13 protein-coding genes and 1 pseudogene are annotated in these 15,201 nt (G+C 71.6%); 9 read left to right on the forward strand and 5 right to left on the reverse strand.

Going from position 1 to position 15,201, the window contains the following annotated elements; translation table 11 throughout:
- Positions 1-18: 18 nt before the first annotated feature.
- Positions 19-486 carry a hypothetical protein gene (locus ACWD5D_RS20465; RefSeq protein WP_451374128.1) on the forward strand — a complete coding sequence of 156 codons (468 nt, stop codon included), beginning with the start codon at positions 19-21 and terminating at the stop codon, positions 484-486.
- A gap of 22 nt (positions 487-508) precedes the next feature.
- Here the strand turns inward: ACWD5D_RS20465 and ACWD5D_RS20470 are convergent, their stop codons facing one another.
- Complete coding sequence (locus ACWD5D_RS20470) at positions 509-772, reverse strand: hypothetical protein (RefSeq protein WP_451374129.1); 264 nt, start codon at positions 770-772, stop codon at positions 509-511.
- A 260-nt stretch (positions 773-1,032) separates the two neighbouring features.
- Between ACWD5D_RS20470 and ACWD5D_RS20475 the strand changes: the two genes are divergently transcribed.
- Positions 1,033-2,283, forward strand: coding sequence for a serine hydrolase domain-containing protein (locus ACWD5D_RS20475; protein ID WP_451374130.1), 1,251 nt, complete (start codon positions 1,033-1,035; stop codon positions 2,281-2,283).
- A 247-nt stretch (positions 2,284-2,530) separates the two neighbouring features.
- On the opposite strand, the gene ACWD5D_RS20480 is transcribed toward ACWD5D_RS20475, so the two are convergent.
- On the reverse strand, positions 2,531-4,072 hold the full coding sequence (locus tag ACWD5D_RS20480; protein WP_451374131.1) for a helix-turn-helix domain-containing protein: 1,542 nt from the start codon (positions 4,070-4,072) through the stop codon (positions 2,531-2,533).
- A gap of 311 nt (positions 4,073-4,383) precedes the next feature.
- On the opposite strand from ACWD5D_RS20480, the gene ACWD5D_RS20485 reads away from it, so the two are divergent.
- From ACWD5D_RS20485 to ACWD5D_RS20495, 3 genes are all read left to right on the forward strand, one after another.
- Positions 4,384-5,004, forward strand: a complete 621-nt coding sequence (locus tag ACWD5D_RS20485) for an L-threonylcarbamoyladenylate synthase (protein ID WP_451374132.1) — start codon at positions 4,384-4,386, stop codon at positions 5,002-5,004.
- A gap of 134 nt (positions 5,005-5,138) precedes the next feature.
- Positions 5,139-5,894, forward strand: a complete 756-nt coding sequence (locus ACWD5D_RS20490; protein ID WP_451374133.1) for a dienelactone hydrolase family protein — start codon at positions 5,139-5,141, stop codon at positions 5,892-5,894.
- Positions 5,895-6,046: 152 nt separating this feature from the next.
- The gene (locus ACWD5D_RS20495) at positions 6,047-7,246 is read left to right on the forward strand and encodes a glycoside hydrolase family 64 protein (RefSeq protein ID WP_451374134.1); all 1,200 of its coding nucleotides are present in this window, start codon (positions 6,047-6,049) and stop codon (positions 7,244-7,246) included.
- Positions 7,247-7,308: 62 nt separating this feature from the next.
- On the opposite strand, the gene ACWD5D_RS20500 is transcribed toward ACWD5D_RS20495, so the two are convergent.
- Together ACWD5D_RS20500 and ACWD5D_RS20505 are read right to left on the reverse strand one after the other, a co-directional pair.
- Complete coding sequence (locus tag ACWD5D_RS20500; protein WP_451374135.1) at positions 7,309-9,702, reverse strand: M4 family metallopeptidase; 2,394 nt, start codon at positions 9,700-9,702, stop codon at positions 7,309-7,311.
- A gap of 192 nt (positions 9,703-9,894) precedes the next feature.
- Positions 9,895-10,107 (reverse strand): annotated as a pseudogene (locus ACWD5D_RS20505) (integrase core domain-containing protein); the annotation flags it as partial.
- A 116-nt stretch (positions 10,108-10,223) separates the two neighbouring features.
- Here ACWD5D_RS20505 and ACWD5D_RS20510 point away from each other — a divergent pair.
- The 4 genes from ACWD5D_RS20510 (at position 10,224) to ACWD5D_RS20525 (ending at position 14,161) form a co-directional block, all read left to right on the forward strand.
- Positions 10,224-11,018: an SDR family NAD(P)-dependent oxidoreductase gene (locus tag ACWD5D_RS20510; protein WP_451374136.1), complete on the forward strand. Its 795-nt coding sequence runs from the start codon at positions 10,224-10,226 to the stop codon at positions 11,016-11,018.
- Between the two features lie 216 nt (positions 11,019-11,234).
- Positions 11,235-12,737 (forward strand): metallophosphoesterase family protein, encoded by a 1,503-nt coding sequence (locus ACWD5D_RS20515; RefSeq protein WP_451374137.1) that lies wholly within the window; start codon positions 11,235-11,237, stop codon positions 12,735-12,737.
- Positions 12,738-12,857: 120 nt separating this feature from the next.
- A complete protein-coding gene (locus ACWD5D_RS20520; RefSeq protein WP_451374176.1) occupies positions 12,858-13,895 on the forward strand; it encodes an LLM class flavin-dependent oxidoreductase in 1,038 nt (345 codons plus the stop codon).
- An 80-nt stretch (positions 13,896-13,975) separates the two neighbouring features.
- Positions 13,976-14,161 (forward strand): hypothetical protein, encoded by a 186-nt coding sequence (locus ACWD5D_RS20525; protein WP_451374138.1) that lies wholly within the window; start codon positions 13,976-13,978, stop codon positions 14,159-14,161.
- A gap of 42 nt (positions 14,162-14,203) precedes the next feature.
- Here the strand turns inward: ACWD5D_RS20525 and ACWD5D_RS20530 are convergent, their stop codons facing one another.
- Positions 14,204-15,178: a TauD/TfdA dioxygenase family protein gene (locus ACWD5D_RS20530; RefSeq protein ID WP_451374139.1), complete on the reverse strand. Its 975-nt coding sequence runs from the start codon at positions 15,176-15,178 to the stop codon at positions 14,204-14,206.
- Positions 15,179-15,201 lie beyond the last annotated feature (23 nt).

The raw sequence follows: 15,201 nt of genomic DNA on the forward strand, positions 1-15,201 counted from the left end.
GATCATCCGGAGCAGTGCATGACGAACGCGATGTGGATGCGGGGCGTGGAGTGGCTCGCCGCGGCGGCGGCCGATCCCCGCGCGTGCAAATGGGAGTGGGATCATGGCGAGGGTGTCGCACTGCTCGAGGCAGGCCGCTTCTGGGACGTCCTGAGCGTGCCCGAGCCGCTCGGTCTGCTCGCACTGGACCTGCTGTGGCGGCCGGCGCCGGGCACCCCCGGGCCGACGCTGGTGGACACCGCGGCGGAGCGGGTCGGATTCTTCCTGCCGCCCGACCCGTCCGGCGGCTGGGTGGGCGCCGGCCTGCGGTACGCGACCAGGGGCTCCTGGGTCGCGGTACCACCGCCCTACCGCCCCACCCGCTCCCTTGAGTGGCTGGTCCCGCCGGACGGCACCGGCGCGCTGCACCGGCCCGGCCCACTGGAGGAGGCGCTGCGCGAGGCCAACGGCACGCTGGCCGTGCTCGCTCCGACGTGCGGGCGCTGACGGCGGTACGGGACGCGGGCGGTCAGGGACCTTCGGGCTCGGGGCGGGCGCGCAGCGTGAACCCGGTGAGGGCCGCCCACAGCGCGTCCGGCTCGGCGGGCACCGTCCGCCCCTGGGCGCGCCACTCCCCCACGAGCTCGGCGTAGATCGGCTCACGGGTCCGGTCCGCCGGCACCTTGCGGTCCGCCCGGTCCTTCCGGTCCGTGTGGTCCTTGCGCTCCGTACGGTCCTCGCCCTCCGTACGGTCCTTGCGCTCCACCCGGTCCTCGTGGTCGATGCCGTTCATGTCGAGGGCAACGCCCGGCGCGCGCCGCCGGTACGTTTCGGGGTGCTCCGCTCACCGGGTCGGGTGAACCCACCCCTCGAACGCGCCGTTCCGCCTGTACGACAAACATCCCGCGTTCGCCCGGAACCCATGCCTGCGGTGCCGTCGCGGGCAGGGCCGGGCCGACGGGCGCGGCGCGGCGCGCGCTTCTATTCTGGGAGGTCGGGGCTCCGACGTGTCGCCCATCGCACGTCCTGCTCCCACGTGCCTGGAGTCAGCCCATGTCGCATACGTCCGCAACGCCGCGCCGGGGGGCCGTGGTCGCCGTCGCGGTGGGAACGCTCATGGTGCCGCTCGCCGGTGCTCCCGCGGGCGCGGCGCCCGCCTCCGCACCGGCCGTGTACTCCACGGCCGCGCCCAGCCCCTCCCCGGCGGCCCCCGACGTCCGCACCCTCACTCCCACCGTGACGCGCCAACTCGACGTCGCCGTGCGGAACGTGATGCGCGAGGCCGGCATTCCGGGTGCCACGGTCGGCATCTGGACGCCGGATCAGGGGAGTTACGTCCGTTCGTTCGGCGTCGCCGACAAGAGCGACGGCCGGCGGATGAGCCCCGACCTGTACATGCGCATCGGGAGCGAGACCAAGACGTTCACGGTGACCGCGCTGCTCCAGCTGGTCGACCGGGGCAGGGTAGGCCTGGACGATCCGGTCGGCAGATACGTCGCGGGCGTCCCGAACGGTGACGTCATCACGCTGCGGCAGCTGGCCGGCATGCGCAGCGGGCTGTTCAACTACTCCGAGGACGACGACTTCTTCAAGGCGCTCACGTCCGACCCGCGGCGCAGCTTCACCCCCCGGCAGCTGCTCGACTACTCCTTCCGGCACCCCGTGCTGTTCCCGCCCGGCGAGAAGTTCTCGTACTGCAACACCAATCTCATCCTGCTCGGCCTGGTCGTCGAGAAGCAGAGCGGACAGCCGCTCGCGGACTACATCCACCGGCACATCCTGGACCCCGCCGGCATGCGGCACACCCTGTTCCCGAGCGGTGCCGAGTTCCCCGAGCCGCATGCGCAGGGTTACACGGACCAGACGGCCGACGGGAAGGTCGCGGACACGGCGGACTGGAACCCGTCCTGGGGCTGGGCGGCCGGCGCGATGATCTCGACGCTCGACGACCTGCGTGTGTGGGCGCGTACGGTGGCGACCGGCCGGCTTCCCGACGGCAGGCGGCTGATCAGCGCGGCCACGCAGAGGGAACGGCTGATCACCCCCAGGACCCCGATCCCGGGCACCGGATACGGGCTGGGCATCTTCGACGTGCACGGCTGGATCGGCCACAACGGCTCCCTGCCGGGCTACGAGTGCCTGACCGTCCATCTCCCGTCCGCGCGGGCCACGATCGTGGTGCTCCTCAACGCCGACATCCACCACGCCGGCCAGGAGCCGAGCACATTGGTCGGCGAGGCGGTCACGAAGATCGTCTCCCCGGGTCACGTCTTCGACCTCCCGGCGGAGCCCGCCGCCAGATGAGATCCGAACTCGGCTGGTTTTGGCGGCTGTTGCCCATTCCTTGCGTCCCCGGCCCCGGCCACCATGTGTACGGCACCGACGCCGCGCGCCCGGGGCTCGGGTCAGCTGACCGCGCTGCCGGGCACCTGAAACTGATGCGGGGCCTCGACCGGTCCCCCGTTCCGGTCGCGCCCCGCGCGTTGCTGAACTTACGTGCGATGCACGGCGGTGACTATCGCGTCGGTGCCCTCTCGGCGGCGACGGGGACTCACCTGTGCACAGGTGAGTCCGCTTGCTCCCCGTTCGCCCCGCCCAGGGCGGGTGCGGTGAGGGCCCCGGTGGCCAGGTGGGCGAGGACGACCTCGTACAGGTCGCCGCCGCCGGTCAGCAGCTGCCGTTCCAGGACCGGTTCGGCGGCGCGGACGTGCTCGCGCACGGTCTGGGCGTGGACGCCCAGTTCCCGGGCGGCGCGTTCGGCGTTGCCACCGGCGGCGATCCAGGCGCGCAGGGTGCCGCGCAGGTCGCGGCCGTCGCCGTCCAGGCGGGCGAGGAGGTCGACGGCCCAGGCGCGCAGCGCGGCCGAGGCGAGGAGTTCGCCGAGCCCGACGCGCCGCCCCTGGTGCCCACCCGTGGCGGCGGGGTCGTACGGACCGTGCACCGCCTCGGTGGTGAGTGCCAGGCGGGCCACGGCACGGGTGGCGAGGTCGGCGAAGTCGATGCCGAGCAGCGACTCGACGCGGTCCATACGGGCGCGGACGGTGTTGCGGCTGACGCCGAGCACCTTGGCGGCGCTGACGGCGGTGAAGTCGAGGCCCAGCCGGGTGGTGGCGAGCAGTTCGGCGCGGATGTGGTGGGGCAGCGTGTCGAGCGGGCGGAGCACCTCGGCGGACCAGGCCCGCAGGAGGGCCGGGTCCAGGAGCCGTTCGGGGTGGGTGCGTTCGGCGTAGACGGCACTCTGGTCCGGGCGGAACCGGGCGACGGCGAGCGCGCTGACGGCCTGGCCGTACGCGGTGGCGGTCCGGGCGAGGCCCTGGCGCAGACTGCCGCCGAGGAAGGCGCCGGGCCGGCCGTCGACCAGGGACCGCAGCCGGCTCCCGGCCGCCCGTGCGGGACTGACGACGATGACGTGGCCGTCGACGGCGGGGCAGCGCACCACGAGCGCCTCGCCCTCGGTGGCGTCCCCGCACGCCTCGGCGAGCGCGTCCCGCTCGTCGGGAGCGACCTCCACGACGTACACGCGGGCGGTCTCCTGGTCGAGCAGGCCGGGCCACAGACCCGCGGCGACGCGACGGGCGGAGACGATGTCCTCCACCATCAGCAGCTGAAGGATCGCGAGGCGCAGGTCGGCCGAGGCGCGCCGCAGCCGGTACCCGGCCTCCGTCAGTTCCTTTTCCCTGAGCAGGAGTTCGAGCACGCCCGCGGTGTGGAGCACGATCTCGGCGGCGTGCCGGTCGAAGGGGGCCGGCCGGGCCACCGCCAGCACGGCGCCGGCCGCCGGGCCCTGTGTCGGGTGACGCAGGCCGACCAGGCGGACATGGCATGCGCCGTCCTGCACGGCCGCCGAGGAGATCCGGCCGGCGAGGACGTCGGCGAGAACGGTGTCGTCCAGCGGCAGGGGCTCGCCGGCCAGGAGTGCGCCCTGCGCGTCCTGGAGGCAGACCGACGCCCGCACGGTGCGCTCCAGCCAGCCGACGACCCGGCGGGGGTCGCGGCCGGCGGGGCGCAGATGGTCGAGCAGCTGCTCCGCCCAGGCGGTGTCGGTGTCGTACGGCTGCTGGGCGTGGGGGCCCTCGTCGGCTCGGCCGGCCACGTCGCCCGTCTCCTCGTCGTCGGGTCGGGTTGACCTCGGATGTCGGATCATCGACGTTACCCGACAGGGCGACCGGACGCGCCCGGGTGTCCCCGACGCCGCGGGGCAGGGCTCCGCCGGCGGCCCGAGAGGGGGATGGACCACCGGCGGAGACGGGCAAGCCCTGAGCGGGGGGGTGGCCCGGGGCGCCTCCTCCGTCGGATGCCCCGGAATCGCCGCCGCACACCCGGGGTTCCGGCTCGTACGGTGACATGCGCGGGCAAGGGACGGAGCTGCGGGTGCGACGCCCGCCGACGGCATAAGCTCGATGAATGGCGAAGTACTTCGACGTGCACCCCGAGAACCCGCAGCCGCGCAGCATCGCCCAGATCGCCGACGCGGTGCGGGACGAGGCACTCATCGCATATCCCACCGACTCCTGCTACGCGCTGGGCTGCCGCCTGGGCAGCCGGGACGGCATGGACCGGATCCGTTCCATCCGCCGTCTCGACGACCGGCACCACTTCACGCTGATGTGCCGGGACTTCGCGCAGCTCGGCCAGTTCGTCCGGGTCGACAACGACGTGTTCCGCGCGGTGAAGGCCTCCACGCCCGGCAGTTACACCTTCATCCTGCCGGCCACCCGCGAGGTGCCGCGCAAGCTGCTGCACCCCAGGAAGAAGACCGTCGGCGTACGCATCCCCGACCACGTGGTCACCCAGGCGCTGCTCGCCGAGCTGGGCGAGCCGCTGCTGTCCAGCACGCTGCTGCTGCCGGACGAGAAGGAGCCGTTGACGCAGGGCTGGGAGATCAAGGACCGCCTCGACCACGTCGTGGACGCGGTGGTGGACTCCGGGGACTGCGGCACCGAACCGACCACGGTCATCGACTTCTCCGGCGGCGAGGCGGAGATCGTACGGCGGGGCGCCGGGGACACCACCCGGTTCGAGTGAGGGACGCGGGCCGGTTCCGGTCACGGACGGCGCGGACCGGTCGCGTCCGTGTAGATCTTGCGTGGCAGCATGGGGGCGCGCGGCGCCGAGGGGCGACAGCCTCCCGCCGCTGACTTCTCAGGAGGCTTCGCACCATGACCGCCGTACAGGGAACCACTGTCGACATCCCCACCGAGGACGGCGTCGCCGACGCCTACCTCGCCCACCCCGTCGACGGGCGGCCGCACCCCGGCGTGCTGCTCTACCAGGACGCCTTCGGGCTGCGCCCGCGGCTGCGGGCCATGGCCGACCGGCTCGCGGGCGCCGGTTACACGGTCCTGGTGCCGAACGTCTTCTACCGGGGTGGCCGCACCCCGATCGGCGAGCTGCCGGAGTTCATCGACCCGGCGGCCGACCCCACCCTCTGGCAGCGGATCGGCCCGGTCATGGCCTCGCTCACGCCCGAGCTGATCGAGCGGGACGCCGACGCCTATCTGGGCTGGCTGGCCGACAGCCCGCTGGTCGCCGACGGCCCGGTCGCGCTGACCGGTTACTGCATGGGCGCACGGCTGGCCCTGCGCACGGCGGCCACCCATCCGGAGCGGGTGGCCGCCGCGGCCGGCTTCCACGGCGGCCGGCTGGCCACCGACGACGCGGACAGCCCGCACCTGGGCGCCCAAAGCATCACCGCAGAGCTGTACTTCGGCCACGCGGACCAGGACGCGTCCATGCCCGAGGAGCAGATCCGCCGGCTGGACGACGCGCTCACCGCCGCGGGTGTGCGGCACACCGCCGAGGTCTACGCGGGCGCCCAGCACGGCTACACCCAGGCGGACACCCCCGCCTACGACCACGAGGCCGACGAGCGGCACTGGGCCGCGCTGCTCGGCCTGCTCCGACGCACGTTCTGACGCCCGGCCGGTGCCCCTCGCGCGGAGGGGCACCATCGGCCGAATCGAGCCAACTCATTGACATGCACGCGATCACCCAGCACGCTGAGAGCGCTCTCACACAGGTACGGACCAGAGTCCGTACGACCCCGACCCCCACACGGAGGTGGAGAGTGCCTCACAGGATCACGCGCCCCGCGCTGCCCCTGGCAGCCGCGACGGCCCTGGTCGGCGCAGCGCTCGCCCTGGGCACACCGGAGCCCGCCGGTGCCGCCGTCCCCGACACCATCCCCCTGACCATCACCAACGACTCGGGCCGCGGCGACCCGGTGTACGTCTACGACCTCGGCACCCAGCTGTCCACGGGACGGCAGGGCTGGGCCGACGCGAACGGCACCTTCCACGCCTGGCCGGCCGGCGGGAACCCGCCGACTCCCGCGCCCGACGGGGCGATCACCGGACCGGCCCCGGGCCGGTCGACGACCATCCGGATACCGAAGTTCTCCGGCCGCCTCTACTTCTCCTACGGCCAGAAGCTCGACTTCCGGCTCACCACCGGCGGTCTGGTGCAGCCGGCCGTGCAGAACCCGTCCGACCCCAACCGGAACATCCTGTTCAACTGGTCCGAGTACACGCTGAACGACGCCGGGCTGTGGCTCAACAGCACGCAGGTCGACATGTTCTCGGCGCCCTACGCGGTCGGCGTGCGGCGGGCCGACGGCAGTGTGAGCACCACCGGACACCTCAAGTCCGGCGGCTACACGGGCTTCTTCGGCGCGCTGCGCGCACAGCCGGGCGGCTGGGGCGGCCTGGTCCAGACGCGCCCCGACGGCACCGTGCTCCGGGCGCTGTCCCCGCTGTACGGCGTCGAGACCGGGGCGCTGCCGGCCGACGTGATGGACGACTACGTCGACCGGGTCTGGCAGAAGTACACGACGGCGACCCTGACCGTGACGCCGTTCACCGACCGGCCGGGCACCCGGTACTTCGGGCGGGTCTCGGGGGACGTCATGAAGTTCACCGACTCCTCCGGCGCGGTCGTCACCAGCTTCCAGAAACCGGACGCGGACAGCGTCTTCGGCTGCCACAAGCTGCTGGACGCGCCCAACGACACCGTGCGCGGCCCCATCTCCCGGACGCTGTGCGCCGGTTACAACCGATCGACGCTGCTGACCAACCCGAACCAGCCCGACACCTCGCCCGCGCACTTCTACGAGGACGCGGTCACCAACCGGTACGCGCGCGCCGTCCACGCGCAGATGGCCGACGGCACGGCGTACGCCTTCGCCTTCGACGACGTCGGCCACCAGGAGTCGCTGGTCCACGACGGCAGTCCGCAACAGGCGTACCTGACACTGGATCCGCTGAGCTGACATGCGAAGGTCCCGCACGCGGACGGCTTCCGCGTGCGGGACCCCGAGGTGGTGCGGGGAGATCAGCCGGTCGTGAGGGCGGTGTCGTCCACCACGAAGCTGGTCTGCAGCGAGACGTCCTCGACGCCGTTGAACTTCAGCGTGAAGGTCGTGCCCGCCAGCGCGGACAGGTCGAACGACTTCTGGGTGTAGCCCGTGGCCTTGTTGAGGTTCGAGTACGTCGCCAGGGTCGTCGAACCGGCGCTCACCGTCAGCTTGTCGTACGCCGTCGTGGTCGTGGTCTCGGCGGAGTCGATGTGCAGGTAGAAGGTCAGGGTCGCCTTGCAGCCCGCGGGGATCGTCACCGACCGGGACACGGTGTCGGTGTGCGAGGTGCCGTAGCCGTCGAGCCAGGCCTTGTAGGTGCCTCCGTGGGCGGCCTCACCGGTGTCGTTGGTGATGACGCCGGTGGTGGCGGTCCAGCCGGTGCTGCCCGACTCGAAGCCGGGGTTGCTCAGCAGCTGGGTCGGGGTGCAGCCGCTGCCGACCGGGTTGACCGTCCAGCCGAAGCTCGCGGTGCCGCTCGCGCCGGTGGAGTCGGTCACCGTGACCGTGGTGCTGGAGGAGCCCGCGGTGGTCGGCGTGCCGGAGATCAGGCCGGTCGAGCTGTTGATGGACAGACCGGCCGGCAGCCCGCTGGCGCTGTAGGTGAGGGCACCGGCGTTGGTGCTGCTCGCCTGGACCTGCAGGCTGACCGCCGTGCCGACGGTCGAGGTCTGGCTGCCCGGGTTGGTGACGGTCACCCCGTTGGCCGGCGGGTTGATGTGGCTGCCCACGTTGATGCCGGCGAAGGCGTTGCCCACACCCGCGTACTGGGTGGAGTTGGCGCCGTAGAGCGCGGTCGCCGCGTTCAGTGCGGCGGTGCGGGCGGCGGCGTAGTTGGTGCTCGACGTCATGTACGTCGTCAGCGCCTTGTACCAGATCTGCAGGGCGGCGGCCCGGCCGATGCCGGTGACGGCGACGCCGTCGGAGGTCGGGCTGTTGTAGGTCACACCGTTGATGACCTTGCTGCCGCTGCCCTCGGAGAGCAGGTAGAACATGTGGTTCGCCGGACCCGAGGAGTAGTGGACGTCCAGGTTGCCGACCCCGGAGTACCAGCTGTCGGCGGACCCGCCGTCCTTGCTCGGCTTGTCCATGTACCGCAGCGGCGTGCCGTTGCCGTTGATGTCGATCTTCTCGCCGATGAGGTAGTCACCGACGTCGGTGCTGTTGTTGGCGTAGAACTCGACACCGGTGCCGAAGATGTCGCTTGTCGCCTCGTTCAGACCGCCGGACTCACCGGAGTAGGTGAGGTTGGCGGTGGCGGCGGTGACGCCGTGGCTCATCTCGTGGCCCGCGACGTCGAGCGAGGTCAGCGGGTCGTTGTTGGCGGTGCCGTCGCCGTAGGTCATGCAGAAGCAGGTGTCGTCCCAGAACGCGTTGACGTACGCGTTGCCGTAGTGGACGCGGGAGTAGGCCGCTACACCGTCGTTGCGGATGCCGCTGCGGCCGAAGGTGTTCTTGTAGAAATCCCACGTCGTCGCCGCGCCGTAGTGCGCGTCCGCGCCGGCCGTGGCGGCGTTGGACGTGGTGCCGTTGCCCCAGGTGTCGTTGGTCTGGGAGAACAGCGTGCCGGTCCCGGACGTGCCGCGGTTCAGGTTGTACGTCTTGTGGCCGCCGCGCGCCCCGTCGGTGAGCGTGTAGTTCGAGCCCGACTGGGTCGTGGTCAGCGTCACCTGGCCGCTGTACTGGGTGTTGCCGATACCGGTCTTGACCGCCTGGAAACGGTGGAGCTCGGCACCGGTCGTGGCGTCGGTGATGACGTGCAGCTGACTGGGGGTGCCGTCGTCCTGGAAGCCGCCGATCACCGTCTCCCAGGCGAGCTTCGGGGTACCGGTGCCCGCCCAGATCACCTTGCGGGCGCTGTCGGTGGTGGCCTTGTCGGCGGCGAGAGCCTTGGCGGCCTTCAGGGCCTTGCTCTCGGCGGCGGACTTGGTGAAGGTCGCGGTGGTGGAGGCGACCGTGACCTTGTGCTTGTTGTTGAAGGTGGTGGTCACCGCGCCCTTGGCCAGGGTGGCGGGCGGGGTGTGCACGACGAGGTCGCCACCGAGGACCGGGAGGCCGGCGTAGGTGCGCTCGTAACGCGTGTGCACCGTGCCGTCGTTGTCCTTGACGACGTCCCTGACGACCAGCTTCTCCTTCGCGCCGAGCCCCAGGGTGCGGGCCGTCGCGGCGGTCTTGTCCTTGGCGCTCTTGATCAGCGCCGAGTGCTGGGCGGGGGTGAGTTCGGCCTCGAGCCCCCCGCTGCGGAGCGGGCTGGGGTGGGGCCCTGCGGGCTTGGCGGTCGCCGGAACCGACTGAATGCCGACGGCCAGGAACGCCGCGGCGGAGACCAGTGCTGCTCCGACCGTGGCCCGTCTGTGGGGAAGGCGTCTCACTCGTACTCCTCCTGCTGCGGCCGCCGGGTCGCGGCCGGTGACAGACCGGGCAGACGGGTGTGCTGCCCGGACGAGCTGAGCTGTGCGGGAACCGTGATCCGTACGCACACCGGGGAGGATCTGTGTGCGGGGGGAGAATTGCAGCTTTGACCCGCACATGTCAGCCACGCCGGAGACAATCGAGGGTTTTCCCTAGGTGTACTGACCCGTGAGGTTGGGGGCGCGGCTGGCGGGTGGTTGACCCTTGAGCGCGGTGTGTCCGCGGTGGTGATTGTAGGTGTGCAGCCAGGCCGGGTAGGCGGCACGTCTGTCGGCCTCGGTCCGGTAGGGCCGTGCGTAGGCCCATTCGTCCAGGAGGGTGCGATTGGACCTCTCGACCTTCCCGTTGGTCTGGGGCCGGTAGGGGTGAGGCGCGGCCTCCCGGCCGGCAGGGATGGTTCCGCTTAATCTCGACATATCCGCTGATCGACCTGACGAGTTGATCGACCAGATGAGTTGATCGACCAGACAAAGGGAGCGCCATGGATCTCCGGCTCAAGGACAAGGTCGTCGTCGTCACCGGGGCGAGCAAGGGCATCGGCCTCGCCATCGCCGACGCGTTCGCCCGGGAAGGCGCACACGTCGTCGCCGGCAGCCGGACCGTCACTCCCGAGCTCGAAGCTCTCCACGAGAACCACGGCGTCACCGCGGTCCCGGTCGACCTGTCCACCGAGGACGGGCCCGACATGCTCGTCCGCAGCGCGGCGGACCAGTACGGCAGGGTCGACATCCTGGTCAACAATCTGGGCACCGCGACGTCCCGTCCGACCTTCCTGGACATCGACGACGGCGAGTGGCAGCGGGTGTTCAACGTGACCCTGTTCAGCGCGGTCCGGGCGAGCCGCGCGGTCCTCCCGCACCTGCTGGACGCCGGCGAGGGCGCCATCATCAACATCAGCTCCATCAACGCGCGGCTCCCCTTCCCCATGGTCGTCGACTACTCGGCGGCCAAGGCCGGGCTGACCAGCCTGACCAAGTCGCTGTCCGAGGAGTTCGCGCCGCGCGGCATCCGGGTCAACGCGATCGCCCCGGGACCGGTCCGCACCCCGTTCTGGACCGCGCCGGGAGGCTTCGCCGATGCCACCGCCGCCCAGTCCGGCACCACCGCCCAGGAGGCCATGGACGTGGTCGTCCCGCAGAGCATGGGCATCTCCACCGGACGGGTCACCGAAGCGCACGAGGTCGCCGACCTGACGCTGTTCCTCGCCTCGCCGCTCGCCGGGAACATCACGGGCGCCGAGTTCACCATCGACGGCGGCCAGGTCAAGACACTTTGAAGGCTCCCCCGCCTGAAGGCGCGAATTCCCGCCCGGTCTGGCGGCCGGACGCCGCTGACGCGGCGCGGTCCTGGCGGATGCGGCCTGGCCCGCCCCTCGAACCGGGCAGCGGACTGGTGCGTCTTCCACGATGTCCGGTCGATGCGGGTCCGGATCTGGCGCCGTGTCAGGACCCGGCCTCCCACTGGCGATCGGCTCGTTGTTACGGTGCACGGCGTGTCTGAATCCTCACGCGATACCGCGCAGGGTGCCGGCTGGGGTTCGGCCGACCCCGGCGCCTACAAGCAGCTCATGCCGGACCATGTCGAGAAGCTGTCGTGGCTGAACCCGAGAATCCTGTGGGCGGCCCGCAACGGCGTACTGGCGTCGTGGTTCGGTGACCCGACGGGCCGCACCCGCAGCCGCTGGGTGGCCCGGCGGGCCGAGACCGGGGCGCCCGCCGACAAGGTGATCCGGCGGGAGGGCCCGGACCGGTTCTCCTTCATGGTCATCGGCGACACCGGCGAAGGCGACGACTCCCAGTACTGCGTCGTACCAGGCTTCCTGACGGCAAGTCAGGACACGGACTTCGCGGTGATCGCCAGCGACGTGATCTACCCCGTGGGCAGCGTCGACGACTACGGCACCAAGTTCTTCCGGCCGTACCGGGACTATCCGGCCCCCATATACGCGATACCCGGCAACCACGACTGGTACGAGGACCTCGGCGCGTTCATGCGCGTCTTCTGCGCCGACACCCCGCCGCTCGCCCCGGAGCCCGCCCCTCGGCCGCTCACCCGCGCCTGGTGGCGCACCCTGCTGTGGCGCAAGCCGCGCCCGACGGACGAGCAACAGCTCGCCGAAGCACGGAAGTTGCGCTCGCTGCCCGGACAGGAGGCCGAACAGCCCGGCCCGTACTGGGCGATCGACGCGGGGCCCGTACGGCTCGTCGGCATCGACACCGGCCTGCTGGGCACCCTCGACGCCGAACAGGGCGCCTGGCTGCGGGAGGTGTCGCGGGGGCCGAAGCCGAAGATCCTGATCTCCGGATCGCCTCTGTACGTGGACGGCGAGTACCACCCGTGCTCCATCGAGGGCGGCGGCACCGTCGACGACGTCGTCCGCGACCCGGACAACCACTACGTGGCCGCGATCGGCGGTGACATCCACAACTACCAGCGGTATCCGGTCGACGTGGACGGCCGCACCGTCCAGTACGTGGTCTCGGGCGGCGGCGGCGCGTTCATGCACGCCACGCACACCATCCCCCGGATCTCCGTCGCGAACGTCACCGAGCGGGACTTCCGCTGCTACCCGCTGCGCGGCGACTCGTTGGCCTTCTACAGCCGCCTGTACGCCCGCAGGCTGGGCCTGCGCCGTCTCCTCGCCCTCACCGAGTCCGAGGCGACGGCCGTGATCGCCCAGTACCTCGGTATCGAGCCCGGCCGCTCGCCCGGACCGGACGTCCGGGTGACCCGGCGCATGCGCCTGGCCGCGACCCTGCTGGGCGCCGGCGGCGACCCGGACCGCACTTCCCGGGTCCGGCTCCCGGTGCGCAAGCTCTACACCAAGCTGTTCTCGCCGGGCTCCGCCACCTACAGCCCGCCGTTCTTCAAGTCCTTCCTGCGGCTGGACGTCACCCCCGAGGCGGTGCGGCTGCGCTGCTTCGCCGCGACCGGCAACCGGCCGCAGGAACTGGATCCGCCGGTCGAGGACGAGATCACCATCCCGCTCACGTGATCACACGGTTGTCACAACCGGCTGCAAGAATCGGTGGTGGACCCACGTACGGCCGTCCTGCGACAGCCGTACGACCGTACGACGGCAAGTACGACCGCCGAACGACCGCTGGAGGAGCCCGTGCCCACCTCTCCCCGCCCGTTGCGCAAGCTGGGCTTCCTCACGATCGGCCTGTTCGACGCGGCCGATCCGGGCCGGGGCCACGAGTCCACGCTGGAGATCATCGAGCTGGGCGAGCGGCTGGGCCTCGACAGCGCCTGGCTCCGCCACCGGCACCTGCAGTACGGCATCTCGTCGCCGGTCGCGGTGCTGGCGGCGGCCTCCCAGCGCACCCGGCGGATCGAACTGGGCACGGCGGTCACCCCGCTCGGCTGGGAGAACCCGCTGCGCCTGGCCGAGGACCTCGCGACCGTGGACATCCTCTCCAGATGCCGCCTGAACCCGGGCGTCAGCGTGGGCCCGCCGGCGCACTACGACCAGGTGAAGCAGGCCCTCTACCCCGACACGGCCGCCGCGGAGGATTTTGGCTACGAACGGGTGCGGCGGCTGCTGGACCTGGTGCGCGGCGAGCCGGCCAGCGACTTCACCGGGGTGGAGGGCTTCGAGGTGTTCTCCGACAGGGTGCAGCCGCACTCCCCCGGGCTCGGCCGGCGGATGTGGTACGGCGGCGGCAGCCTCGGCTCGGCGCGCTGGGCGGGCGAGCACGGCATGAACTTCCTGACCAGCAGTGTCGTCAAGGCCGAGAACACGGAGGCCGGGGACGAACCCCTGGACTTCGCCGAGATCCAGCTGTCCCACATCCGCGCGTTCCGCGCCCACCACCCCGACGGCGAAGCGGCCCGCGTCTCACAGGGCCTGGTCGTGATCCCCACCGACTCGGCGAGCCCCGCGCAGCGGGCCAGGTACGAGGCGTACGCCGCCCAGAGACTGCCCCGTACGACCGCCCCGCAGGGCCCGGCGCGGTTGCTCTTCGCACCCGACCTGGTCGGCACCAGCGACGAGATCGCCGAGCGGCTGTACGCGCACGCCGCGTTCCGCGAGATCGACGAGGTGGCGTTCGCGCTGCCGTTCACCTTCGAGCACGAGGACTACGTCCAGATCCTCACGGACATGGCGACGAAGCTGGGTCCGGCACTGGGGTGGCGGCCGGCGGGCTGATCGCACGGCGCTTGCTCCGTCCGGTGCGAGAGGGGATGCTGTTGCGGCTCGTGGGGATCGGGCGCCGACAGGGGGACATCGTGAGCGAACAGCCGATGAGCGACCGGGAGTTGTGGGCGAGCGTGGCCGGCATCGCGGGCATCGTCGCCCTCGTGGTGTCGCTCTTCGTGGGCACGCCGCTGTGGCTGACGCTTCCGGCGGCGCTCGTGATGTGCGCCTGTATCCCCGTGATCTGGATCGAACAGAAGAAGCGCGGGCACCGCTGAGCGGATCCGGGCGGTCGCCGTCGTACGACCGCCCGGATCCGGTCACCAGTGGCCCGGCTCGGTGCCGACGAGTCCCTCGGACGGCCTGCCGTCCACGCCCACCGGTACGTCCCCCGCGAGCATCACCCGGTGCATGGTCCGGGGGAAGTCCAGATGGACGTTGTCGCTCGGTGCCAGGTGGATGGTGGCCCGGTTGTCCCAGAAGGCGACGCTGCCGGGCTCCCAGCGGAAGCGGACGGTGTACTCGGGCCGTACGGCCTGTTCCAGCAGCATCTCCAGCAGGGCCGCGCTCTCCGGGCGGGAGACGTCACTGATCTGCTCCAGGTAGTAGCCGTTGACGAACAGCACCCGCTCGCCGGTCTCCGGGTGCACCCGCACCAGCGGGTGGACGGAGGCGACCTGGTGGTCCAGGAGGTGGCGCAGGTACGCGTCGTCGCCCGGCCGGGGCTGGTAGCCGACGCCGAGCCGGTGCTCGGCGCGCAGCCCGTCCACGAAGGCGCGGACCGGCGCCGACAGTCCGGCGTAGGCGGCGGCCAGGTTGGCCCACGTGGTGTCCCCGCCGTACGGCGGGACAGTCTCGGCGCGCAGGACGGTCGCGGCCGGCGGGTCGATCCGTGCGCCGTGGTCGCAGTGCCAGCCGCGCAGCAGGGTGTGCCGGCGCCGGCGCAGCCACTCCTCGTGGTCCATGCCGAACCGTCCGCCCAGTTCCAGCCGGTCCGCGGTGGTCTCCACCTCGGGGAAGCCTGCGGGTGAGGCGCTGCCCCGGCGGCCGAGGACGACGGGCTCGCCAAAGCAACGGGCGAAGGCGACGTGCCTGGCGTGGTCCAGGTGCTGCCCCCGGAAGAACACCACCTTCCAGCGCAGCATCGCCTGCCTGATCAGCGCGACCACAGCTTCCTGGAGCGGTGCGGCGAGGTCGACGCCGGTGATCTCGGCACCGATGTGCCCGGCGACCGGTCTCACCTCCACGCCCTCGACGCGCTCGGTCTGATCCGCCATGGTCCTGTGCGTCGTCATCCGCGCTCCGATGCTCGTGATCG

The sequence above is a fragment of the Streptomyces sp. NPDC002520 genome (assembly GCF_053595235.1).